The sequence below is a fragment of the Streptomyces sp. NPDC087906 genome (genome assembly GCF_055584925.1).
This window is the reverse complement of the sequence record NZ_JBVJLC010000001.1, coordinates 71,824-94,150: the sequence shown is the minus strand read 5'-3', so window position 1 is coordinate 94,150 and position 22,327 is coordinate 71,824. Positions and strand designations below refer to the sequence as shown.

Annotated in this window: 17 protein-coding genes; 7 read left to right on the top strand and 10 right to left on the bottom strand. The window is 68.9% G+C overall.

Annotated features, from left to right (window positions below; translation table 11 throughout):
* Positions 1-18: 18 nt before the first annotated feature.
* The 3 genes from ACZ63I_RS00390 to ACZ63I_RS00380 all read right to left on the bottom strand — a co-directional run bounded on the left by ACZ63I_RS00390 (position 19) and on the right by ACZ63I_RS00380 (position 6,494).
* A complete protein-coding gene (locus tag ACZ63I_RS00390; RefSeq protein WP_469333898.1) occupies positions 19-1,734 on the bottom strand; it encodes a protein kinase family protein in 1,716 nt (571 codons plus the stop codon).
* Between the two features lie 119 nt (positions 1,735-1,853).
* The gene (gene murJ, locus ACZ63I_RS00385) at positions 1,854-4,082 is read right to left on the bottom strand and encodes a murein biosynthesis integral membrane protein MurJ (RefSeq protein ID WP_469333896.1); all 2,229 of its coding nucleotides are present in this window, start codon (positions 4,080-4,082) and stop codon (positions 1,854-1,856) included.
* 45 nt (positions 4,083-4,127) lie between these two features.
* Positions 4,128-6,494, bottom strand: coding sequence for a DUF6049 family protein (locus tag ACZ63I_RS00380; protein ID WP_469333894.1), 2,367 nt, complete (start codon positions 6,492-6,494; stop codon positions 4,128-4,130).
* Positions 6,495-6,704: 210 nt separating this feature from the next.
* Between ACZ63I_RS00380 and ACZ63I_RS00375 the strand changes: the two genes are divergently transcribed.
* Positions 6,705-8,147, top strand: a complete 1,443-nt coding sequence (locus tag ACZ63I_RS00375; RefSeq protein WP_469333892.1) for a CCA tRNA nucleotidyltransferase — start codon at positions 6,705-6,707, stop codon at positions 8,145-8,147.
* Positions 8,148-8,186: 39 nt separating this feature from the next.
* On the opposite strand, the gene ACZ63I_RS00370 is transcribed toward ACZ63I_RS00375, so the two are convergent.
* The 3 genes from ACZ63I_RS00370 to ACZ63I_RS00360 form a co-directional block, all read right to left on the bottom strand.
* Positions 8,187-9,500, bottom strand: coding sequence for an MFS transporter (locus ACZ63I_RS00370; RefSeq protein WP_469333890.1), 1,314 nt, complete (start codon positions 9,498-9,500; stop codon positions 8,187-8,189).
* A 97-nt stretch (positions 9,501-9,597) separates the two neighbouring features.
* Positions 9,598-10,680, bottom strand: coding sequence for an inositol-3-phosphate synthase (locus ACZ63I_RS00365; protein WP_041987354.1), 1,083 nt, complete (start codon positions 10,678-10,680; stop codon positions 9,598-9,600).
* Positions 10,681-10,739: 59 nt separating this feature from the next.
* Positions 10,740-11,468 (bottom strand): PadR family transcriptional regulator, encoded by a 729-nt coding sequence (locus ACZ63I_RS00360; RefSeq protein ID WP_469333888.1) that lies wholly within the window; start codon positions 11,466-11,468, stop codon positions 10,740-10,742.
* Between the two features lie 361 nt (positions 11,469-11,829).
* Between ACZ63I_RS00360 and ACZ63I_RS00355 the strand changes: the two genes are divergently transcribed.
* Positions 11,830-14,514 carry a transglycosylase domain-containing protein gene (locus ACZ63I_RS00355; RefSeq protein ID WP_469333886.1) on the top strand — a complete coding sequence of 895 codons (2,685 nt, stop codon included), beginning with the start codon at positions 11,830-11,832 and terminating at the stop codon, positions 14,512-14,514.
* A gap of 137 nt (positions 14,515-14,651) precedes the next feature.
* Positions 14,652-16,145: a glycosyltransferase family 87 protein gene (locus ACZ63I_RS00350; RefSeq protein ID WP_469333884.1), complete on the top strand. Its 1,494-nt coding sequence runs from the start codon at positions 14,652-14,654 to the stop codon at positions 16,143-16,145.
* Positions 16,146-16,181: 36 nt separating this feature from the next.
* Here the strand turns inward: ACZ63I_RS00350 and ACZ63I_RS00345 are convergent, their stop codons facing one another.
* The 3 genes from ACZ63I_RS00345 to ACZ63I_RS00335 form a co-directional block, all read right to left on the bottom strand.
* Positions 16,182-17,213 carry an alanine racemase gene (locus ACZ63I_RS00345; protein WP_469333883.1) on the bottom strand — a complete coding sequence of 344 codons (1,032 nt, stop codon included), beginning with the start codon at positions 17,211-17,213 and terminating at the stop codon, positions 16,182-16,184.
* Between the two features lie 126 nt (positions 17,214-17,339).
* Positions 17,340-18,458 (bottom strand): lipid II:glycine glycyltransferase FemX, encoded by a 1,119-nt coding sequence (locus tag ACZ63I_RS00340; protein WP_469333881.1) that lies wholly within the window; start codon positions 18,456-18,458, stop codon positions 17,340-17,342.
* 110 nt (positions 18,459-18,568) lie between these two features.
* A complete protein-coding gene (locus ACZ63I_RS00335) occupies positions 18,569-18,871 on the bottom strand; it encodes a hypothetical protein (protein ID WP_469333879.1) in 303 nt (100 codons plus the stop codon).
* Positions 18,872-19,155: 284 nt separating this feature from the next.
* Here ACZ63I_RS00335 and rpsF point away from each other — a divergent pair, with 284 nt between their 5' ends.
* The 4 genes from rpsF (at position 19,156) to rplI (ending at position 20,862) form a co-directional block, all read left to right on the top strand.
* Positions 19,156-19,446, top strand: coding sequence for a 30S ribosomal protein S6 (rpsF, locus tag ACZ63I_RS00330; RefSeq protein WP_040023256.1), 291 nt, complete (start codon positions 19,156-19,158; stop codon positions 19,444-19,446).
* A gap of 77 nt (positions 19,447-19,523) precedes the next feature.
* Positions 19,524-20,114, top strand: coding sequence for a single-stranded DNA-binding protein (locus ACZ63I_RS00325; protein WP_469333877.1), 591 nt, complete (start codon positions 19,524-19,526; stop codon positions 20,112-20,114).
* Positions 20,115-20,160: 46 nt separating this feature from the next.
* Entirely contained in the window at positions 20,161-20,397 is a 237-nt protein-coding gene (rpsR, locus tag ACZ63I_RS00320) for a 30S ribosomal protein S18 (protein ID WP_003956534.1), read from the top strand.
* 18 nt (positions 20,398-20,415) lie between these two features.
* Positions 20,416-20,862, top strand: coding sequence for a 50S ribosomal protein L9 (gene rplI / locus ACZ63I_RS00315; protein ID WP_041987329.1), 447 nt, complete (start codon positions 20,416-20,418; stop codon positions 20,860-20,862).
* A 106-nt stretch (positions 20,863-20,968) separates the two neighbouring features.
* Here the strand turns inward: rplI and ACZ63I_RS00310 are convergent, their stop codons facing one another.
* Positions 20,969-22,306: an MATE family efflux transporter gene (locus ACZ63I_RS00310; RefSeq protein WP_469333874.1), complete on the bottom strand. Its 1,338-nt coding sequence runs from the start codon at positions 22,304-22,306 to the stop codon at positions 20,969-20,971.
* Positions 22,307-22,327: the final 21 nt, after the last annotated feature.

The window sequence follows — 22,327 nt, the reverse complement described above, 5'->3', positions numbered from 1 at the left end:
CCCCCTCCCCTGGTCCGGTCAGCTACTGACCTGGATCTCCGAGACCTTGCCCCGGTAGCCGCCGTCCCCGATCGGCGGAAGATCGGTCAGCCAGACCAGAACGTACCGTGTCGTGACCGCCTTGCCGGGCTTGAGGGCCACTTTCTCACCGGATCCCTCGGCAACCTTCGTGAAACCGTCCAGCCCGCCAGGTGCCTCGGCGGCCCCGGAGGGCGCTGCCCGCAGTTGCACCGCGGTGTCGCCACCGAGGAAGGAGACGTCCACCGTGCCGACGCTCTGCGCCTTGCCGAGGTCCAGCACGATACCGACGCCCGACTTGAGACGCCCGAAGTCATGGCTGAGGTACCGGTCGGTCTCCCATGCCGTGGCGGGGTCGCGGTCGTAGCTGTTGTCTATCTGGTCGGGCTTCTCGGAGTGGTCCGTGCTCAGCGGGTCGAAGTCATGGGCGCCCGTGATCGCGATCGGCTTGCCGTGCTCGACGACCTTGTCGTCACCCTGCTCGTTGGTGGTCTTCGTCTTGGCCGGACCGTTGTCCGAGGAGTCGTTGTGGTCGAGGAGCCGGTCGGCGACCTGCCAGCTACCGAGTCCCAGAGCGGTGATCAGAAGCGCCGAGACGATCCACTTGAGAGCCTTGCCGGTACGGCCCTGGAGCGGCGGTGGCGGGGCCACGATCGCCGGTGCCGGGACGCCGTTGGCGGACTGCGGGAGGCCGTAGCTGCCCTGCTGGTAGGTGGTGCGCTGATAGTCGGGCGGAGCGGTGAACGTGGGCTCCGGCGGCCGGATGCGCGGCATCTCCGCCACGGCCTTGGCCAGTTCGTCCGGAGTGGTGCAGGGCGGCTCCTGACGGGACGCGGTCGCGCCGTCGTTGATCAGCGCCCGCATCGCCAGCTCCGACAGGCCGCGGTGGATCCCGGCCCGCACCTGGTCGGGCGCGATGAGCCCGACTCCCTTGGGCAGCCCCGCCAGCCCGTAGGCGTCCGTCTCGTACGGCCAGCGCTGGGTCAGCGCCGCGTAGAGGATCGCTCCGATGGCCTCGGTGTCGGTGCGCTGCGGACGGTCGGCGCTGATACCGCGCAGCGCCGCGTTCACGGCGAGACCGCGGATCCGGTACTGGCCGCTGGAGGTCCGCAGCACCGCCCCCGGCGTCAGCCGCAGATGGGCGAGACCCTCGCGGTGCGCGGCTGCCATGGCCTGGGAGACCTGGCTGACGAGTTGGTAGGCGTCGTGCGCCTCCATCGGCCCCGCGGCGAGGAGCGCGGTGAGTTCGACGGCGTCGGGCAGCCACTCGTGGACGACGTAGACGAGGTCGTTCTCCTCGACGGCGTCGAGGACCTGGACGAAGCGCGGGTCACCGAGGAGCGCCGCCGAACGGGCGGCGGCGAGCACGGAGCGGGCGCGCGGGTGGTCGGCCGGCAGGAGGTGGACGCCAACGGCGCGGCGCAGTTTTTCGTCGACCGCACGCCAACTGCTGAATCCGTCCAGACGGGTGACGCACTCCTCCAGGCGGTAGCGTCTGGCGAGTTTGTGGCCACTGTGCAGTTCGGGTGTGACGACGGTCGGCTCGGTGTCCTGCCGGCCCTTGTTCCCGCTCTTGTCCTCGGACTGCTCGGACTCCTCAGCCGTGTCCTGGGCTTTCGCCACACCGTCGGTCGTGGCCTTGTCCGCCTTGGCGGCCGGCGGTTGGTTCCCGCCGTTGTCGGCCACGTCGACGGACGCCGTACTACGTTCCGCCACCGTCGCTCCTGCCTCCCCATCCGTTGCGCGCTGTTCAACAGCCAAGCCAATTGTGCCCACAGTCCAACGTTATGCACGACACACAGGGGCCGACGATGGTTGTGCTCGGCCGTGCCCCGCTAGCGTCCCAGGCGCCCGCGCACCATGCCGACCAAGGAGTTCATCTCCTCGATACGCATTTTTTTCGCCGCGAGGAAGAAGACCCCCAGCAGGACGACCCCGCCGAGGACGAGCGCGACGAGGGAGCCCAGGGCGCCTTCGCCGATGCCGCCGAGGACGGCGTAGCCAATGGCACCAGCCGCGAGAGCCGCCGGGATGGACGCCAGGCAGAGCCGGGCGTACGTCCGCATGACGCGAGGACCGTCGAGGTCGCCGCCGAGGCGCTTGCCGAGCCTGCGCCAGGCGACACCGACGCCGACCGCGTAGGCGAGGCCGTACGAGGCGGCCATCCCCACGACCGCCCAGCGGGCCGGCAGTACGACGTAACTGATCGCCGAGGCGGCCGCGTTGACCGCAGCGACGATGACCGTGTTGTAGAACGGCGTCCGGGTGTCCTCGTAGGCGTAGAAGCCGCGCAGCACGACGTACTGCACGGAGTACGGGATCAGTCCGAGGCCGAACGCCATCAGGATGAAGCCCATGGACCGCGCCGACTCCAGGCCGCTGGACGAGAAGAGCAGCGTGGACATCGGGACACCGAGCGCGAGGAACGCGAACGCGATGGGGACGATGGCGACGGCGGAGTTGCGCAGCCCCTGCGAGATGTCGTCGCGCACGGCGCCGGGGTCGCCGTCGGCCGCCGAGCGGGAGATACGGGGGAGCAGCGCGGCCATGACCGACACCGTGATTATGGCCTGCGGCATGCCCCAGATGAGCTGGGCGTTGCTGTAGGCCAGGATGCCGGTGCCGTCCTTGCCCGACGCCTTGCCGGCCGCGGTGGCGAGCTGGGTGACGATCAGCACGCCGACCTGGTTGGCGAGCACGAACAGGACCGTCCACTTGGCCAGCTTGACCGTCTTGCCGAGGCCGTGGCCCTTCCAGTCGAACCGCGGGCGGAACCGGAAACCGGCCTCCCGCAGATACGGGATCATCGCCAGCGCCTGCACGGTGAGCCCCAGGAGGGTGCCGACACCCAGCAGCCGCACACCGTCCGGCGGGATGGTCCGCACGCTCATGTTCGAGTCGGCGGCGGTGCCGTAGACCCAGATGAACAGACCGAACGTGGCGATCATGACGATGTTGTTCAGGACCGGCGTCCACATCATCGCGCCGAACTTCCCGCGCGCGTTGAGGATCTGACCCATCACCACATGGATGCCCATGAAGAAGATGGTCGGCAGGCAGTACCGGGCGAAGGTGACGGCGACGTTGTTGGCGGTCGGGTCTCCGGCGATCGTGTCGGACATCAGCCGGATCAGCACGGGAGCGCCGAGCACGACGATGACGACGACAGCACCGAGCGCCACCATCACCAGCGTCAGCAGCCGGTTGGCGTACGCCTCACCGCCGTCGTCGTCCTCCTTCATGGACCGCACGAGCTGCGGAACGAAGACGGAGTTGAGCCCGCCGCCGACGGTGAGGATGTAGATCATCGTCGGCAGGGTGTACGCCACGGTGAAGCTGTCACCGAGCAGCGCGGCACCGAGCGCCGCGGTGATCACCAGGCTGCGGACGAACCCCGTCAGCCGCGACACCAGGGTGCCGGCGGCCATGACGGCGCTCGACTTCAGCAGACCCGACGCCCGGCCGCCCGAACGGGCGGCCGGCGGCGCCGCCACCGGTACGGGAGCCGGTTCCGGCTCGGGCACTGCGGGTGGCTGCTGCCCCAGGCCCTGCTGGTCGCGGTAGAGATGAGCGAAGGCGTCCTGCTGCGGTGCCTCGTCGCCCGCCCGGGAGACGAGTTCGTCGACGCCCATGAACTGGGTGGTCTGCGGATCGTCCCCGTACGGCAGATGGCGCGAGGGCCCCGCCGGTTCGGGCGGCGGCGGCTGCGCCCAGATCCGCGGATCGGGGGCGTACTGCTGGGCCGGCGGCTGCTGGTAGAGCTGCTGCGGGTCCTGATACGTGGGCGCCGGCGGCGGAGGGTGCGCTGCGCGGTCGTACATCGCCTCGTTCACCGGGTCCTGTGCGGCCAGCTCCTGCGTCCAGTAGGGATCCTCCTGGTACGCACCCTGGACGTACGGGTCCTGGGCATACTGATCCTGGACGTAGGGGTCCTGGACGCGGGGATCCCGCACCCGCGGGTCCTGGGGGGCGTAGGGATCCTGGGCGGGCGGCGAAGGCGCGCCCTGCCCTGCCGGATCGCCACCCGCGCCCTGTCCGCGTTCACCGTCGTACGGCGCGTTCATGGTTACCCCACCTCATCGTCCCCGGCCGACCGGCCACGACATCGCTCAACGGTCCACTTTCTCACCCGTGCCTGACGGTGCCGCGCTTTCCGGTCCGGTGTCCCCTGCCGGGTCACTCGGCTGCCCGGGTTCCGCTTCCTCGCCGTCACCGCCGTCGTCCGGCCCCGCGTCCTGCCCCGCGGCGGCCTTGCGGGCTGCCGCGCGCTTGCGCTGGCTGTACATCTTGACGCCCGCGAGGACGAGGAGCAGCACACCGCCGGCGATGACCAGCATCACGGTAGGCGTGATCTCGGAGACCTTGACCTGGAACTTCATGGCATTGCCGTACGGCCTGCCGTCCTCCGTGTAGAGCTGGGCGGTGACCTGGACGGGCCCGTTGGCGTTGCCGGCGCCGGTGAACTTCACCGACTGGCTGTGTCCGCCCTCGACTGTGATCGGCTGTTCGGCGACGGCGTGGTCACCGTCGACCTTCAGTCGGGTCGGCTGCGCCGAACTGAGCCGCAGCACCAGATGCTGGACGTCCTGCAGGAGCTGGTTCTGGACGGTCACCGGGATCGTCGCGCTGCGCCCCGAGAGGGTCAGGACGGACTTCTGAATGAGCCGGACCTCGCTGGTCAGGCCCTGCAGATAGCTCTGCGTCGCGTCACGGTACTGCTCGGCCCCGCTCGGGTTGCCGCGCCAGGACGTCGACATCGCCCGGTGCATGGCGTTGGCGAACGGCGCCTCGACCCGGTCGGGCGAGCTGAGGATGTCCTTGAACTTGGCGAGCTGGTCCTGGGTGGCCTTGAGCTTCTGGAACGCCTCGGTCGGCAGTTCCTGCCTGCCCAGCTTCTTCGGGTACCGGGAAGCGCCGGGCACCTTGGTGTTGGCCTCGGTGTCCGGAGTGGCCGCCGCGGCGGCCACCAGGTCGGAGGGCTGGGTCCAGCGCTCGGGGTCGAGCCCGCGCAGCGCGCTCGCCAGCGCCTCCGCCTGGGGGACGCTCGGCATGCGCTGCGGGGCGATGACGACGCTGCGCTGCTTCTCCGGCTGCTGGAGTGTCAGGGCGAGCGTCTGGGCGAGGAACTTCTGCACGGCGAGCGTGGAGCTGTTCGCGCTCGTCATCCTGCCCTCGAACGCCGTCGACAGCCGGGTGTCGGCGACGACCGCCGTCGTGCCCCCGCCGATCGGCCGCGCGGCCGACGGCGTGTACGGCAGGTTGTCCTCAAGGCTGTCGCCCCGGGTGATCACCTTGTGCGCACCGGCCGAGGTGGCGACGTCGACGATCGAGGGATCGATCGCGCCGTCCACCGGCCAGGCGAAGTCGGTGGACGGCGTCACATGCAGGATCGTGTCCACGGTGGCCGCCGCCACCTCCGTGGCCGGCTGGAGATGGCTGAGGGTGCCCGAGACGTTCTTGCCGCGGTGGGCCAGCGACGCCAGGTCGGGGTCGGCGAACGGCAGTGCGACGACCTTGTGGCCCTGCACCGCCTTCTCCAGCGCGTCGAGCCACTGGTTGGCCACGGTCTGGTTCTTGCCCGCGACCGTGGTGCTGCCGCTCCTGACCCGGTAGTTGCGGGTCATCGAGTCGACGGTCGCGAGCAGATCGGGGTCGATGACCCAGGTCACCGGAAGCTGGTTGCCGAGGGAGACCATCTCTTGGAGCCGGCCGCCCGGCGCCAGCTCGGCGGCGAGATCGTCGTTGTCGAAGACCGCCGTCTGCTGTTCGTCCGAGCCGGTCTGCGCGGAGAGCGGCGTCGAAGCGATCAGCGGCCACAGGGTGGTGAGCTGGGTCTTCTTCTCCGTGGTCTCCGGCTGCCAGGGCAGGAACGTGCGCTCGATGCCCAGCACCGTGTCGTACGGCACGGCGGAGGTCTGCCCGGACAGCGAGACACCGAGCTGATAGACGCCGTCCTCGCCGAGACCGAGCTGGCTGACCGGCACGGACAGCGAGAAGGCCTGGGGGGCGCCGGAGGCGAGCTTGCCGAGCTTGACGGTGTACTTGCCGCCCAGCGGGGCGACGTCGATCGCCGCGTCGCCCGTGCGCTGCGCCGCGTCGTCGATCGCCGTCCGGCCCGACAGCCGCGGTCCGACCCGCAGATCGACCTCGGCGTCGGTGACGGCCCGCTTGCCCTTGTTGGTGACCGTGCCGGAGACGGTGAGGGTGTCGCCCTTCACGGGGGCGCTGGGCGACAGCGTGTCGAGCGACACAGCGACCGTGCTGGATCCGCTCGCCTTCTCCGTCGCGCCCATCGCGCCCGTCGCACCTGTGGCGTCAGTGGTGCTCCTGGCGTCCGCGGCGTGCGCCTGGGGACCCATCGCGCCGACCAGCAGACCGGCCAGCAGGGGCGCTCCCGCGATCAGGGAAGCTGTACGTCGCAGCCGTCGGCGGGCACCGGTGTGGCCCGTCCCCTGAGAGTCTGCCGCCTCGGCCACGCGCTCGCCCGTCCCTCGTCATCGTCTGCTGCCGCTGGTTGTCGATTGGTGCGTCCACGCATGGTAACGATGTGCGCTGTGGCGAAGTGCTGGGGACTGCTCCACATGATCGGAAGAATCTCATGGACCGCGGCAAACCCTTGCACCGGAGGCCGACGGTAGCGAAAACGCGGCCATCGGCGAGTGCCGCGGCACGTACCCTTTTCTGTTGTGCCGACAGCCAACGAAGACAGCCCCAGTGCACTGAGCCAGGTGCAGCGCCGCGCGGTCAGTGAACTGCTGCGGGTGTCCCCCGTCGCCGACGACCTCGCCCGCAGGTTCCAGGAAGCCGGATTCAGCCTCGCCCTGGTCGGCGGATCGGTCAGGGATGCCCTTCTCGGCCGGCTCGGCAACGACCTGGACTTCACGACCGACGCCCGGCCCGACGATGTGCTGAAGATCGTCAGACCGTGGGCGGACTCGGTGTGGGAGGTCGGGATCGCCTTCGGCACGGTCGGCAGCCAGAAGGACGGCTACCAGATCGAGGTGACGACGTACCGGTCCGAGGCGTACGACCGCACGTCGCGCAAGCCCGAGGTGTCCTACGGCGACTCCATCGAGCAGGACCTGGTACGCCGCGACTTCACCGTGAACGCGATGGCCGTCGCTCTGCCGCAGAAAGAGTTCATCGACCCGCACGGCGGCCTTGAGGACCTTTCCGCGCGGGTCCTCCGTACGCCGGGCACGCCGGAGGAGTCGTTCTCCGACGACCCGCTGCGCATGCTCAGGGCGGCCCGCTTCGCCGCGCAGCTCGACTTCGAGGTCGCCCCCGACGTCGTCGCCGCGATGACGGCGATGTCCGATCGGATCGAGATCGTCTCCGCCGAGCGGGTCCGCGACGAGCTGAACAAGCTGCTGCTCTCCGCGCAGCCCCGCAAGGGCCTGGCCCTGCTCGTCGACACCGGCCTCGCCGACCGCGTACTGCCCGAGCTGCCGGCCCTGCGGCTGGAGAGCGACGAGCACCACCGGCACAAGGACGTGTACGAGCACTCGCTGACCGTGCTGGAGCAGGCCATCGATCTGGAGGAGGACGGCCCCGACCTGGTGCTGCGGCTGGCCGCGCTGCTCCACGACATCGGCAAGCCCAGGACCCGGCGTTTCGAGTCGGACGGCCGGGTCTCCTTCCATCACCACGAGATGGTCGGCGCCAAGCTCACCAAGAAGCGGATGACCGCGCTCAAGTACTCCAACGAGATGGTCCGGGACGTCTCCCGGCTGGTGGAGCTGCATCTGCGCTTCCACGGCTACGGGACGGGCGAGTGGACCGATTCGGCGGTGCGGCGCTACGTACGCGACGCGGGCCCGCTGCTGACGCGGCTGCACAAGCTGACCCGCTCGGACTGCACCACGCGCAACAAGCGCAAGGCGGCAGCGCTGTCCCGCGCCTACGACGGCCTGGAGGACCGCATCGCCCAGTTGCAGGAGCAGGAGGAGCTGGACTCCATCAGGCCCGATCTGGACGGCAACGAGATCATGGGGATCCTGAGGGTCGGCCCTGGTCCGGTGATCGGCAAGGCCTACACGTTCCTGCTGGAGCTGCGGCTGGAGAACGGGCCGATGGAACGCGAAGCGGCTGTCGCGGCGCTCAAGACCTGGTGGGCGGCACAGAGCTGAGCGGAAACATCAGCGCGGAGTCGCCAGCTTCGACGGGGGTCATGTTTCACGTGAAACATGACCCCCGTCGGGCATCGGGGCCGACGATGTTTCACGTGAAACATTGGCGCCGCGCGGCAGCGACAGCGCCACCGCGGCGTAGAGGAAGGTGACCGCCACCACCAGCGGCACCGAGCGGCCGTCCGACGGCAGCACCAGCGCGGCCACGGCCGCCGCTCCGACGAAGGCGACATTGAACAGCACGTCGTAGAGCGAGAACACCCGGCCGCGGAAGGCGTCATCGACCGACGTCTGCACCACGGTGTCGGTGGCGATCTTCGCGCCCTGGGTGACCAGACCCAGAACGAACGCGGCGGCCAGCACCGGCGCCGGCGCGAAGGTCAGCCCCAGGACCGGCACGAGCACGGCGGCCGAACCGGCGCACACCACCATCCAGCCGTACGGGCCGAGCCGCCCGGTCGCCCACGGTGTGAGGACGGCAGCGACGAAGAAGCCCGCCCCGGAGACGGCCAGCGCGACGCCGAGCAGGGTCAGCCCCTCGGACTCACGCGTCGTCCAGGCGTAGCGGCACAGCATCAGCACCGTCACGGTCAGCGCTCCGTAGCAGAAGCGCAGGACCGTCATCGCGGCCAGCGCGCGGGCGGCGTCCCGCCGCTCGGCGAGATGGCGCAGTCCTGCGGTGAGTCCGCGCACGGTGGAGGCGAGTGCGTCAGCCAGCCGCGGCCGGTCAGGGGCCCGGTCGGGGCCCAGCAGTTCACGGGCCATCAGGAGCGAGGCGAGTGCCGCACAGAGATAGAGGACAGCGCCCAGCAGGACGACGCCGGCGTCGGTGTCGGCGATCGTCAGCCGGAAGACGAAGGCGAGCCCGCCGCCCAGCGTCGCGGCGAGCGTACCGGCGGTCGGGGAGAGCGAGTTGGCCACGACGAGCTGCTCGGCGCCGGTCACATGCGGCAGGGCGGCCGAGAGTCCGGAGAGCACGAACCGGTTGACCGCGGTCACGGACAGCGCGGAGACGTAGAAGAGCCAGTCGGGCACGGAGGCCACGACGAGCACGGCCGTACAGCCGGCCAGGACGGCCCGCAGGAGGTTGCCGTAGAGGAACACCTGCCGGCGCTGCCAGCGGTCCAGCAGGACTCCGGCGAACGGGCCGATCAGTGAGTACGGCAGCAGCAGGACCGCCATGGCCGAGGCGATGGCGGCGGGCGAGGTCTGTTTCTCGGGGGAGAAGACGACGTACGTGGCCAGCGCCACCTGGAAGACCCCGTCGGCGGCCTGGGACAGCAGCCGGACCGCCAGCAGGCGGCGGAAGTCGGGCAGGCGCAGGAGTACGCGCAGATCACCTACGACGGGCATGTGGATCAGCGTCACACACATCGGTGGAGGGCGTACGAGAAGGGTCCCCGGGCGGGCAGCCCGGGGACCCTTCTCATGGACGCTGTGGAGCGGTGGTTCAGCGCTCGACGTCGCCGCGGATGAACTTCTCGACGTTCTCGCGGGCCTCGTCGTCGTAGTACTGGACCGGCGGGGACTTCATGAAGTACGAGGAAGCGGAGAGGATCGGGCCGCCGATACCGCGGTCCTTGGCGATCTTCGCAGCGCGCACGGCGTCGATGATGACACCGGCGGAGTTCGGGGAGTCCCAGACCTCCAGCTTGTACTCCAGGTTCAGCGGGACGTCGCCGAACGCGCGGCCCTCAAGGCGGACGTACGCCCACTTGCGGTCGTCCAGCCAGGCCACGTAGTCCGAGGGACCGATGTGGACGTTGTCGGCGCCCAGGTCGCGGTCGCGGATCTGCGAGGTGACGGCCTGCGTCTTGGAGATCTTCTTGGACTCCAGGCGCTCGCGCTCCAGCATGTTCTTGAAGTCCATGTTGCCGCCGACGTTGAGCTGCATCGTGCGCTCCAGGACGACGCCCCGGTCCTCGAAGAGCTTCGCCATGACGCGGTGCGTGATCGTCGCGCCGACCTGGGACTTGATGTCGTCGCCGACGATCGGGACACCGGCCTCGGTGAACTTGTCCGCCCACTCCTTCGTGCCGGCGATGAAGACCGGGAGGGCGTTGACGAAGGCGACCTTGGCGTCGATGGCGCACTGCGCGTAGTACTTCGCAGCGGACTCCGAACCGACCGGCAGGTAGCAGACCAGCACGTCGACCTGGCGGTCCTTGAGGGTCTGGACGATGTCGACCGGGGCCTCGTCGGACTCCTCGATGGTCTCGCGGTAGTACTTGCCCAGACCGTCGAGGGTGTGGCCGCGCTGGACCGTGAGGCCCGTCGAAGGCACGTCGCAGATCTTGATGGTGTTGTTCTCACTCGCACCGATGGCGTCCGCGAGGTCGAGACCGACCTTCTTCGCGTCGACGTCGAAGGCGGCCACGAACTCGACGTCCCGCACGTGGTAGTCGCCGAACTGGACGTGCATCAGACCCGGCACCTTGCCCGCCGGGTCAGCGTCCTTGTAGTACTCGACGCCTTGAACCAGCGAGGAGGCGCAGTTCCCCACGCCGACGATGGCTACGCGAACCGAACCCATTCCTGTTGCTCCCTGTGTGTTCTCGGTGTTTCTGCTGAGGCCCGGCGGAAATGCTGGCCTCACTTGGCGGTGTCGGCGGACGGATCCGGTCCGGGATGCCGCGGGGGCGTACCCCCGGCAGATGCGGCATCCCGGCCCCGGGGCAGGCCATCCGTTTCTCCCGGTGTGCGGTTCTCAGGTGTGTCTTCGTGCTCGGCGGCACCGGCCGGGTCGGATCGTCGCTGATCGCGCCCTGACCGCTCGCTCTCGATGAGCTCGTTCAGCCAGCGGACCTCGCGTTCCACGGACTCCATGCCGTGCCGCTGCAGCTCCAGCGTGTAGTCGTCCAGGCGCTCACGCGTCCGGGACAGGGAGGCGCTCATCTTCTCCAGACGCTCCTCCAGCCGGCTGCGGCGGCCTTCCAGCACCCGCATCCGTACTTCACGCTCCGTCTGGCCGAAAAAGGCGAAACGAGCGGCGAAGTGCTCGTCCTCCCAGGCGTCGGGCCCGGCACTCGAGAGCAGTTCCTCGAAGTGCTCCTTGCCTTCCGCCGTCAATCGGTAGACGATCTTGGCTCGCCGCCCCGCGAGTGACGCGGCGAGCGCGTCCTCCGGAGCACTGCCCGGTTCCTCGATCAACCAGCCGCTGGCGACCAGCGTCTTGAGACACGGATATAGGGTTCCGTAGCTGAACGCCCGGAAGATCCCCAGTGACGTGTTGAGCCGTTTGCGCAGCTCATAGCCGTGCATCGGGGATTCACGCAGCAGACCCAGGACGGCGAACTCAAGGATGCCAGAGCGTCTGCTCACCCCTCGCCTCCTTCGTCGTCCGGGACACTTATGCCGCGCTGATGTATCGACTCGATACATCTGGACGATAGAACGAAGTTGCAGTTGCGACAAGAGGGGACACGGTGAAGGCCGTCACATCGTCAATTCACAGCGAGCAACTTGCGTGGTTTGGGGTGAACTTCAGTACTGGGCGGGTTTTGACCGTGCGTAGTCTGTGCGGCATGCAGACCACCGGAGACCGCATGACGCCCATGGGCGTCGGCTTACCGGACGCATGGCGGATGAGCGCCCAGGACGCCTCATCCGTATTCAGTTCGGGGGGACCGGAACTCAACTGCCGCTTCCAGGCGTTCGCGCCTGCCCGAGGAGTAGTCGTTCGATGAGCGAGCACCGTCGTAAACCGCCACAGCAGCCACAGAGTGGCGGACGTGCCGCGGCCAGGCGTGCAGCACCGCAGCCTTCCGGCCGCCGCGCAGCCCCGTCCCGAGGAGCCGACCCGGCTGCCTCAGCCTCCGTTCCGCACGAGGAGGCCCGCCCCTACGGCGGCCGGGCCGAGGCTCGGCGTGCCCAGCGCGGCGGCCGCAGGCGTGCGGAGGAGACCGGTCCAGGACGATCGGCGGGCGCCGGCAGGAGCCGCGGTCCTGCCAAGAAGCGGCTGATCGACTACCCGCGCCACGACAAGTACGGGTGGCGCCGCTGGATGCCGTCGTGGAAGCTCACCAGCGGTCTGGCCATCGGCTTCGTCGGCTCGCTCATGGCCGCGGGGACCATCGCGTACGCCATGGTCGGCGTCCCGAACCCCAGCCTCGCCTCGCAGGCGCAGAACAACGTGTACTACTGGAGCGACAACACGCCGATGGTCTCCACCGGCGGTGAGGTCAACCGGCAGGTCATCGGGATCGACCAGATCCCGAAGGCGATGCAGAACGCGGTCGTCTCCGCCGAGAACAAGACCTTCTGGGACGACTCGGGCGTCGACCCGATGGGTATCGCCCGCGCCTTCGTCAACATGGCCAAGGGCGGCCAGACCCAGGGTGGCTCGACGATCACCCAGCAGTACGTGAAGAACGCCCGCCTCGGTGACCAGAGCCAGACGATCAGCCGCAAGATGAAGGAACTCTTCATCTCGATCAAGGTCGGCACCGACATGGAGAAGCCCGACATCCTCGCGGGCTATCTGAACACCTCGTACTACGGCCGCGGCGCCTACGGCATCCAGGCCGCCGCCCGCACGTACTACGGCATCGACGCCAAGAACCTGAACCCGAGCCAGTGCGCCTTCCTGGCCACGCTCCTCAAGGGCGCGACCTACTTCGACCCGGCGGGCGCCACCGAGATCGATCCGGCGGCGACCCCCGAGGCGAACACCGCCGCCGCCAAGGACCGCTGGGGGTGGATCCTCGACGAGATGGTCAAGGACAAGCACCTCAGCGCCGCCGAACGGGCCAAGTACCCGGAATTCCCGATGCCCGACCCGCCGAAGAAGAACGCCCAGCTCGGCGGTCAGACCGGCTATCTGGTGGACCTCGCCAAGGCGAACTTCATCAACAACAACACCCAGGGCATCACGGAGAAGGACCTCACCCACGGCGGCTACGAGATCCACACGACCTTCGAGAAGAAGAAGGTCCAGGAGCTGACCAAGGCCGTCACCAAGGTCTACGACGAGAACATCGACCCGAAGAAGCGCCCCAAGACCGACACCCATGTCGAGTTCGGCGGCGCCTCGGTCGAGCCCGAGACGGGCAAGATCGTCGCGATCTACGGCGGCCAGGACGCCACCAAGCACTTCACCGACAACGCGGACCAGACCGGTGCCCAGGTCGGCTCGACCTTCAAGCCGTTCGTGCTGGCCGCCGCGATGACCGACGGTGTCAGGGATCCCAAGCTCGGTGAGAACCAGGGCGTGGACTCACGCACCCTCGTCTCGCCGGACAAGAGCCGCTACAGCGGCAAGAACAAGCTGAAGATCAAGAACTACAACGGCACGGTGTGGACCAACGAGGAGGGCAAGGAGTGGCTTCAGACCAACGACGGAGGCGACAACCTCGGCCCGATCAGCCTGCGTGAGGCCATGCGGGAATCGGTCAACTCCCCGTTCGTCCAGCTCGGCATGGACATCGGCATCCCCCAGGTCAGGCAGGCAGCCATCGACGCCGGGCTGCTGAAGTCGTCCCTGTCCGGCAGCAACGTGCCGTCCTTCTCCATCGGCATCTCCGACCCCAGCGCCATCCGCATGGCGGGTGCCTACTCCACCTTCGCCTCCCACGGTGAACAGCGTGACCCGTATTCGGTGACCGAGGTGCAGCACGGCGGCAAGGTCGTCTACAAGCACGAGGACAAGGCGAAGCGGGCCTTCTCGACGCAGGTCGCCGACAACGTCACCGACGTGCTGCGGACCGTGGTCGAGAAGGGCACCGGTACGAACGCGCAGCTCAAGGGGCGCCAGGTGGCCGGCAAGACCGGTACGACCGACGGCAACAAGTCCGCCTGGTTCGTCGGCTACACCCCGCAGCTCTCGACCGCCGTCTCCATGTACCGGCTGGACGACGACGCCAAGGCCAAGGACCGCAAGTTCCTGGAGATGTACGGCACGGGCAACCAGGAGAAGATCCACGGTGCCTCGTTCCCCTCGGAGATCTTCCACGACTACATGGAAGCCGCGCTGAACGGGCAGGAGGCCCTCACCTTCCCGAAGCCCGAACCGATCGGCTCGGCCGTGTTCGGCGGCGGTGCCAGCAGCCCGACCCCCACCCCCACGGAGACGCCTTCCGAGACCCCGTCGGAGACCCCTTCGAAGACGACGCAGGCGCCTCCCACGTCGTCGTCGCCCCCGCCGTCCAGCCCGAGCTGCGACAAGTTCTTCGGCTGCGCCGACCAGGGCGGCGCGAACCAGGGCGGTGACAACGGCGGCAACGGCGGGAACGGCGGCGAGGGAACCCCGACGACCACACCACCTGGTGGCGACCAGGGCGGTACGGACCAGGGCGGCGGCCAGAACACCGGGAATCCGGACGGCGGCGGCGAGGACGACGGAGGCTTCTTCGGCGGCCCCGGCGGCTGACAGGCCCCTCGGCGCCGCATTCCTCCCTCGGCGCCGTGTTCCTCCCAGGGCCGCCGCACCGGGCGCGTACAGACCTTGTACGCCTCGGTGCGGCGGCCCTCGCCATGCGCACAGCGGCGTACGGCAGGATGTCCAGCATGCCGAGCGCAGAAGAGACAACCGTGCACCAAGACCAATCGGTCGTAGCGCCCACCCGGCGTGACAGCGTCGCCGCTGCGGGCAGCGAACTGATCGGCGGCCCGGTCGGCCGCTGGGCCTGGCTCGGCGGCAGCCGGCTCACCCCTGTACGCGTCGTCGCGCTGGTGGCGCTCGGCATGTTCGCGCTCGGCCTGGCGCAGAAGATGCCCTGCTACGACTGGGCGTGGTTCCGCGGCACCAGCTCGCAGTACACCCACGCCTGCTACTCCGACATCCCGCACCTCTACCTCGGGCGCGGCTTCGCGGACGGCCGGATTCCGTACTTCGACCAGCTCAGCGGCGACATGGACTACCTGGAGTACCCCGTACTCACCGGACTGTTCATGCAGGTCGCCTCCTGGCTCACGCCGAGCGGCGGCACGCTGATACACCGCGAGCAGGTGTACTGGCTGGTCAACGCCGGCATGCTGACGGTCTGCGCGGCGGTCATCGCCGTCTGCACCGCGCGCACCCACCGCCGCCGCCCCTGGGACGCCCTCCTGGTCGCGCTCGCGCCCGCCTTCGTGCTCACCGCCACCATCAACTGGGACCTGCTGGCCGTCGCCCTCACAGCGGCGGCCATGCTCATGTGGTCACGCGGCAGGAACCTGGCCTTCGGCATCCTCATCGGGCTCGCCACCGCGGCCAAGCTCTACCCCGTCCTGCTGCTGGGGCCGCTGCTCGTGCTGTGCTGGCGGGCCGGCAAGTACCGCGCGTACGGCGCCGCGGTGCTCGGCGCGGCCGGCGCCTGGCTCGTGGTCAACCTGCCGGTGATGCTGCTGGCACCCGAAGGGTGGAAGAAGTTCTACGTCTTCAGCCAGGAACGCCAGGTCGACTTCGGCTCCTTCTGGCTGATCATCACCCAGCGCACCGGCAGCGGCTTCGAGGTCGGCACCGTCAACACGTACGCGACGCTGCTGATGGTCCTGGCCTGCGCCGGCATCGGGGCGCTCGCCCTCATGGCACCGCGCAGGCCGCGCTTCGCCCAGCTCGCCTTCCTGGTCGTCGCTGCCTTCATCCTCACCAACAAGGTCTACTCGCCGCAGTACGTCCTGTGGCTGGTCCCCCTGGCGGCCCTGGCCAGGCCCCGCTGGCGCGACTTCCTGATCTGGCAGGCGTGCGAGGTCATGTACTACCTCGGCATCTGGATGTACCTCGCGTACACCAGCAGCGGCGACGCCCACAAGGGACTGCCCACCGAGGGCTACCAGCTCGCCATCGCCGTCCATCTGGCCGGCACGCTCTACCTGTGCGCGATGGTGGTACGCGACGCGCTGCTGCCGGAGCGGGACGGCGTACGCACCGACGGCTCCGACGACCCGTCCGGCGGCGTACTCGACGGAGCGCCCGACGTGTTCGTCTTGGGCGACGCCGCCCGCCCCGGTCCGAAGGAGGACTACCGGAGCGGGCCGTGGACCGAGGTCGAATGGGGAAGGCCCTCCGAGGACGCCTGAGAGACCGCCTGAGCGGCCGTCTGAGGTCCTCGCGGATCAGCGGTCGACGATCCGGTCGAACTGGGTCGTCGTGTGCCGCAGATGCGCCACCAGCTCGTCGCCCACCCGGGGCTCCTCGGCGTCGGACGGCACGAACAGGATCGACACCTGCATGTGCGGCGGCTCGGCGAACCAGCGCTGCTTGCCCGCCCACACGAACGGCGACAGATTGCGGTTGACCGTGGCCAGGCCCGCCCGCGCGACACCCTTCGCCCGGGGCATCACACCGTGCAGGGCCTTCGGGGCCTCCAGACCCACGCCGTGCGACGTGCCGCCCGCCACCACCACGAGCCAGCCGTCCGCAGCCGCCTTCTGCTGGCGGTAGCCGAACCGGTCGCCCTTGACCACCTTCGTGACGTCGAGGACGGCGCCGCGGTACTCCGTCGCCTCGTCGTCACCCAGCCACAGCCGGGTGCCGATACGCGCGCGGAACCGCGTCTGCGGGAACTGCTGCTGCAGCCGGGCCAGCTCCTCGGCCCGCAGATGGCTCACGAACATCGTGTGCAGGGGCAGCCGCGCCGCGCGCAGCCGGTCCATCCACCCGATGACCTCTTCCACCGCGTCGGAGCCGTCCGTACGGTCCAGCGGCAGGTGCAGGGCGAAGCCCTCCAGGCGCACGTCCTCGATGGCGGCGTGCAACTGGCCCAGCTCCTCCTCCTTGACGCCGTGGCGCTTCATGGAGGACATGCACTCGATGACGACGCGGGCGCCCACCAGGGCGAACACCCCGTCCACCGAGGAGACGGAGCGGATGACCCGGTCGGGCAGCGGCACCGGTTCCTCGCCGCGCCGGAACGGCGTCAGTACCAGCAGGTCGCCGCTGAACCAGTCCTTGATACGGGCGGCCTCGTAGATGGTCCCGACGGCGAGCATGTCGGATTCGAAGCGGGTCGTCTCGTCGGAGAGCCGCTCGTGGCCGAAGCCGTAGCCGTTGCCCTTGCAGACCGGGACCAGCCCCGGGAACTGCTCGATGACCGACTTCTGGTGCGCCCGCCAGCGCGCGGTGTCGACGTAGAGGGAGAGCGCCATGCCGGTCCGGAACCTTTCTCGTGGCTGCGGTGTATCAAGGATATGAAGAATATGAAGGGACTTGCGGGACTTGCGGGACTTGCGGGACTTGCGGTTCTTCGTGCGTTAACCGGAGACTCCCACGGATCAGCGCCTGGACATGTAGATGTCCAGGGCCTTGTGCAGCAGCTTGTTGAGGGGGAAGTCCCACTCCCCGATGTACTCGACGGCCTCGCCGCCGGTACCCACCTTGAACTGGATCAGACCGAAGAGGTGGTCGGTCTCGTCCAGCGAGTCGGAGATGCCGCGCAGGTCGTAGACGGTCGCACCCATCGCGTAGGCGTCGCGCAGCATGCGCCACTGCATCGCGTTCGACGGCCGGACCTCGCGCTTGTGGTTGGCGGACGCGCCGTACGAGTACCAGACATGGCCGCCGACGATCAGCATCGTCGCAGCCGCGACGTTCTCACCCTCGTGCCGCGCGAAGTAGAGCCGCATGCGGTTGGGGTCCTCGGTGTTCAGGACCGTCCACATGCGCTGGAAGTACGACAGGGGCCGCGGCCTGAAGTGGTCGCGCTCGGCCGTGATCTCGTACAGCCGCTGCCACTCGCCGAGGTCCTCGAAGCCGCCCTGGACGACGTCGACGCCGGCCTTCTCGGCCTTCTTGATGTTGCGCCGCCAGAGCTGGTTGAAGCTCTTGAGCACGTCGTCGAGCGACCGGTTGGCCAGCGGCACCTGGAAGACGTAGCGCGGCTGGACGTCGCCGAAGCCGGCGCCGCCGTCCTCCCCCTGCTGCCAGCCCATCTTCCGCAGCCGCTCCGAGACCTCGAAGGCGCGGGGCTCGATGTGCGTCGCCTCGACGTCGCGCAGTCGCTTCACGTCGGGGTCCTGGATGCCCGACTTGATCGCGCCGGCGTCCCAGCGGCGGATCACCACGGGCGGGCCCATCTTCACGGAGAAGGCGCCCTGCTGCTTCAGATGCGCCAGCATCGGCTGCAGCCAGTCGCCCAGGTGGGGGGAGTACCAGTTGATCACCGGGCCCTCGGGCAGGTACGCGAGATAGCGCTTGATCTTGGGGAGCTGGCGGTAGAGGACCAGGCCCGTGCCCACCAGTTGTCCGTTCTGGTCGAACCAGCCAAGGTTCTCGGAACGCCATTCCGTTTTGACATCAGCCCATGCCGGGACCTGGCAGTGACTCGCCGCGGGCAGGCTCTGGATGTACGCCAGATGCTGCTCTCGGCTGATGGTCCTCAGGGTCAGACTCATGCGGGGCGCTCCTCGGCAGGTGTGTCCCCATGGATACAGGGGCTCCGGCTCTCGCGCCGAAGCCTACTGCCCCCTTGGAGCGCCCAGACTGGCCGTGCGGCAGTGACGGGCTACTGGAAGAAGCCGCCGTGGGCCATACCGAGGAAGGACCCGACGGCGGCGGCGCCCAGACCCAGGATGACCAGGAACCTCTCGCGGGTCGTCACGGACACGTACTGGCCGTACGCACCGGTCAGAATCCCGATGACGCCGACGATGGACGTCAGCAGATGCAGGCTGTGGAACCAGGCCGTGGTGAAGGCGAGCACGCCCAGCACCAGGGTCACCGCCACCAGGGTGTCCTGGAGCGGATGCACCTTGCCGTCGGTGGCGAAGAGGGAGCCTGCGGAATTCGATCGCATTGCCTGTGCCATGAGGCACCTCCTGGCGTTGCCGAACGACGGCGCACCTTAGCGCCGCACACACCCATACCTACCCCGATGCGTCCAGATTGCGTCCAGTAGCGACCGGATTTCAACCGGGGGCCGCCCGACAGGTACTCTGTACGGTCTGCGGCGGTGTCTGCCCGAGCCAGTAAACGATCATCCCTCGAATCCCGAGCCTGATTGTCAGTGGCGGCGGATACCGTTGCTACGCATCACGACCCTCCTGCCACGGAACGACCGTGGCCGCCGAGTCCAAAGGAGGTGGGTTTTACATGCGTCACTACGAGGTGATGGTCATCCTCGACCCCGATCTTGAAGAGCGAGCAGTCTCCCCGCTCATCGAGAACTTCCTCTCCGTCGTCCGCGAGGGCAACGGAAAGGTCGAGAAGGTCGACACCTGGGGCCGTCGTCGTCTCTCCTACGAGATCAACAAGAAGCCCGAGGGCATCTACTCGGTCATCGATCTGCAGGCCGAGCCCGCGATCGTCAAGGAGCTCGACCGACAGATGAACCTGAACGAGTCGGTCCTCCGGACCAAGGTCCTCCGTCCCGAGACCCACTGAGCGTCTAGCTCAGCGGTCATCGGGTTCGAGTAGCAGCAGCAAGCAGCCAGAAGCAATCCCCGCCGAGAGGTTCACCCATGGCAGGCGAGACCGTCATCACGGTCGTCGGCAATCTCGTCGACGACCCCGAGCTGCGCTTCACCCCCTCCGGTGCGGCGGTCGCGAAGTTCCGCGTCGCGTCCACTCCCCGTATGTTCGACCGCCAGACCAATGAGTGGAAGGACGGCGAAAGCCTCTTCCTCACCTGCTCGGTCTGGCGTCAGGCAGCGGAGAACGTGGCCGAGTCGCTCCAGCGAGGCATGCGCGTCGTCGTGCAGGGCCGGCTGAAGCAGCGGTCCTACGAGGACCGCGAGGGCGTCAAGCGCACGGTCTACGAGCTGGATGTCGAGGAAGTCGGCCCCAGTCTCAAGAGCGCCACGGCCAAGGTCACCAAGACCACGGGCCGGGGCGGCCAGCAGGGCGGCGGCGGCAACTGGGGCGGCGGCCCCGGCGGCGGCGGCCAGCAGGGCGGCGGCGGTGCACCCGCCGACGACCCGTGGGCCACCAGCGCACCGGCAGGCGGCGGCCAGCCGGCGCCGCAGGGCGGCGGGGGCAACGGCGGCGGAGGCGGCTGGGGCGGAAGCTCCGGCGGCTCGGGCGGCGGCTACTCGGACGAGCCTCCCTTCTAAGGGCGGGGCCCGTACCCCCACTTCTTGATCACACAGGAGATACACCATGGCGAAACCGCCTGTGCGCAAGCCGAAGAAAAAGGTCTGCGCATTCTGCAAGGACAAGACCGTGTACGTGGACTACAAGGACACGAACATGCTGCGGAAGTTCATTTCCGACCGCGGCAAGATCCGTGCCCGTCGCGTCACCGGTAACTGCACGCAGCACCAGCGTGACGTCGCCACGGCAGTCAAGAACAGCCGTGAGATGGCGCTGCTGCCCTACACGTCCACCGCGCGATAAGGGAAGGGTGACCGAATCATGAAGATCATCCTCACCCACGAGGTCACCGGCCTCGGAGGCGCAGGCGACGTCGTCGACGTCAAGGACGGCTACGCCCGCAACTACCTCGTCCCGCGTGGCTTCGCCATCCGCTGGACCAAGGGTGGCGAGCAGGACGTGGCGCAGATCCGCCGCGCCCGCAAGATCCACGAGATCGCCACCATCGAGCAGGCCAACGAGATCAAGGCCCGCCTCGAAGGTGTGAAGGTCCGGTTGGCCGTTCGCTCCGGCGACGCCGGCCGCCTCTTCGGCTCCGTCACCCCGGCGGACCTCGCCTCGGCGATCAAGACCGCCGGTGGCCCCGAGGTCGACAAGCGCCGGATCGAGCTCGGTGCGCCGATCAAGACCCTGGGCTCGCACCAGGTGTCCGTGCGTCTGCACCCCGAGGTCGCTGCGAAGCTCGGCATCGAGGTCATCGCCGCGTAACGCCGCACCCGGTAGAGCACACGAAAGGGCCGCACCCTCGCCGAGGGTGCGGCCCTTTCGCCGTTTCACGTGAAACAACGAGCGGAGCTTGGTGTGTGTCCAGCGGTCAGCGACTGGCGCCGGTGACCAGCCAGCGGCCGGACCGGGCGCGTATCCACAGCGTCACCAGCCGGACGGCCATCATCAGCCCCATCGCCCACCACAGCGCGGTGAGCCCGCCACCGACCGCCGGGACCAGCAGGGCGACCGGCGCGAACACGGCCAGCGTCACCAGCATCGCCCGTGCGAGATACGGTCCGTCGCCCGCGCCCATCAGCACGCCGTCCAGGATGAACACGATCCCGGCGACCGGCTGCACCACGGCCACTACCAGCAGGGCGGGCAGCAGCCTGTCCCGTACCCCCTGATCGTCGGTGAACAGCGGAATGAACAGCGGTCGTGCCGCCACGATCAGCACGCCGAGCAGCACGCCGGAGACCAGCCCCCACTGCACCATCCGCCGGCAGGCCTCCCGGGCGCCCTGGGTATCCCCGGCGCCCAGATAGCGGCCGATGATGGCCTGTCCCGCGATGGCGATCGCGTCGAGGGCAAAGGCCGTCAGACTCCACAGCGAGAGGATGATCTGGTGGGCGGCGATGTCGATGTCGCCCAGTCGGGCGGCGACCGCGGTGGCGATCATCAGTACCGCTCGCAGCGAGAGCGTACGGACCAGCAGCGGCACCCCGGCCTGGGCGCTGGCCCGGATACCGGCGGCGTCGGGGCGCAGGGAGGCGCCGTGCCGGCGCGCCCCCCGGACGACCACGAACAGATAGACCGCGGCCATCGCGCACTGGGCGATCACCGTGCCCCAGGCGGAGCCGGCGATCCCGAGCCCGACGCCGTAGACGAGCACGAGATTGAGCACCGCGTTGGCGCCGAAGCCGCCGATCGCGACGTAGAGCGGGGTCTTGGTGTCCTGCAACCCGCGCAGCACGCCGGTGGCGGCCAGGACGACCAGCATGGCGGGGATGCCGAGGCTGGAGATCCGCAGATAGGTGATGGCGGAGGGTGCTGCGGTGTCGGAGGCCCCGAACACGTCCACGAGCCAGGGCGCGCTCGGGAGGGTGGCGGCGATGACCACGGCGCCGAGCAGGAGGGCCAGCCAGATGCCGTCCATCCCTTGCCGGATGGCGGCCCGTAGGTCACCGGCGCCGACGCGGCGGGCGACCGCGGCCGTGGTGGCGTAGGCGAGGAAGACGAAGATGCTCACGGCGGTGGTCAGCAGGGCCGCGGCGATGCCCAGTCCGGCGAGTTCGCGGGTCCCGAGATGGCCGACGATGGCGCTGTCGACCATCACGAAAAGAGGCTCGGCGACCAGCGCGCCGAAGGCGGGCAGGGCGAGCGCGACGATCTCGCGGTCGTGCCGTCGCCGACCGGTTCGGGACGGGGCGGGGGCCTGTGTCATGCACTCAATCTAATCTTCCAC

What these genes read in the sequence shown, in the direction of transcription:
- murJ (WP_469333896.1), bottom strand. Translation starts at nt 4,082, where the DNA reads ATGAACGCGCCGTACGACGGTGAACGCGGACAGGGCGCGGGTGGCGAT.
- ACZ63I_RS00370 (WP_469333890.1), bottom strand. Translation starts at nt 9,500, where the DNA reads ATGCCCGTCGTAGGTGATCTGCGCGTACTCCTGCGCCTGCCCGACTTC.
- ACZ63I_RS00365 (WP_041987354.1), bottom strand. Translation starts at nt 10,680, where the DNA reads ATGGGTTCGGTTCGCGTAGCCATCGTCGGCGTGGGGAACTGCGCCTCC.
- ACZ63I_RS00355 (WP_469333886.1), top strand. Translation starts at nt 11,830, where the DNA reads ATGAGCGAGCACCGTCGTAAACCGCCACAGCAGCCACAGAGTGGCGGA.
- ACZ63I_RS00350 (WP_469333884.1), top strand. Translation starts at nt 14,652, where the DNA reads ATGCCGAGCGCAGAAGAGACAACCGTGCACCAAGACCAATCGGTCGTA.
- ACZ63I_RS00345 (WP_469333883.1), bottom strand. Translation starts at nt 17,213, where the DNA reads ATGGCGCTCTCCCTCTACGTCGACACCGCGCGCTGGCGGGCGCACCAG.
- ACZ63I_RS00340 (WP_469333881.1), bottom strand. Translation starts at nt 18,458, where the DNA reads ATGAGTCTGACCCTGAGGACCATCAGCCGAGAGCAGCATCTGGCGTAC.
- ACZ63I_RS00335 (WP_469333879.1), bottom strand. Translation starts at nt 18,871, where the DNA reads ATGGCACAGGCAATGCGATCGAATTCCGCAGGCTCCCTCTTCGCCACC.
- rpsF (WP_040023256.1), top strand. Translation starts at nt 19,156, where the DNA reads ATGCGTCACTACGAGGTGATGGTCATCCTCGACCCCGATCTTGAAGAG.
- ACZ63I_RS00325 (WP_469333877.1), top strand. Translation starts at nt 19,524, where the DNA reads ATGGCAGGCGAGACCGTCATCACGGTCGTCGGCAATCTCGTCGACGAC.
- rpsR (WP_003956534.1), top strand. Translation starts at nt 20,161, where the DNA reads ATGGCGAAACCGCCTGTGCGCAAGCCGAAGAAAAAGGTCTGCGCATTC.
- rplI (WP_041987329.1), top strand. Translation starts at nt 20,416, where the DNA reads ATGAAGATCATCCTCACCCACGAGGTCACCGGCCTCGGAGGCGCAGGC.
- ACZ63I_RS00310 (WP_469333874.1), bottom strand. Translation starts at nt 22,306, where the DNA reads ATGACACAGGCCCCCGCCCCGTCCCGAACCGGTCGGCGACGGCACGAC.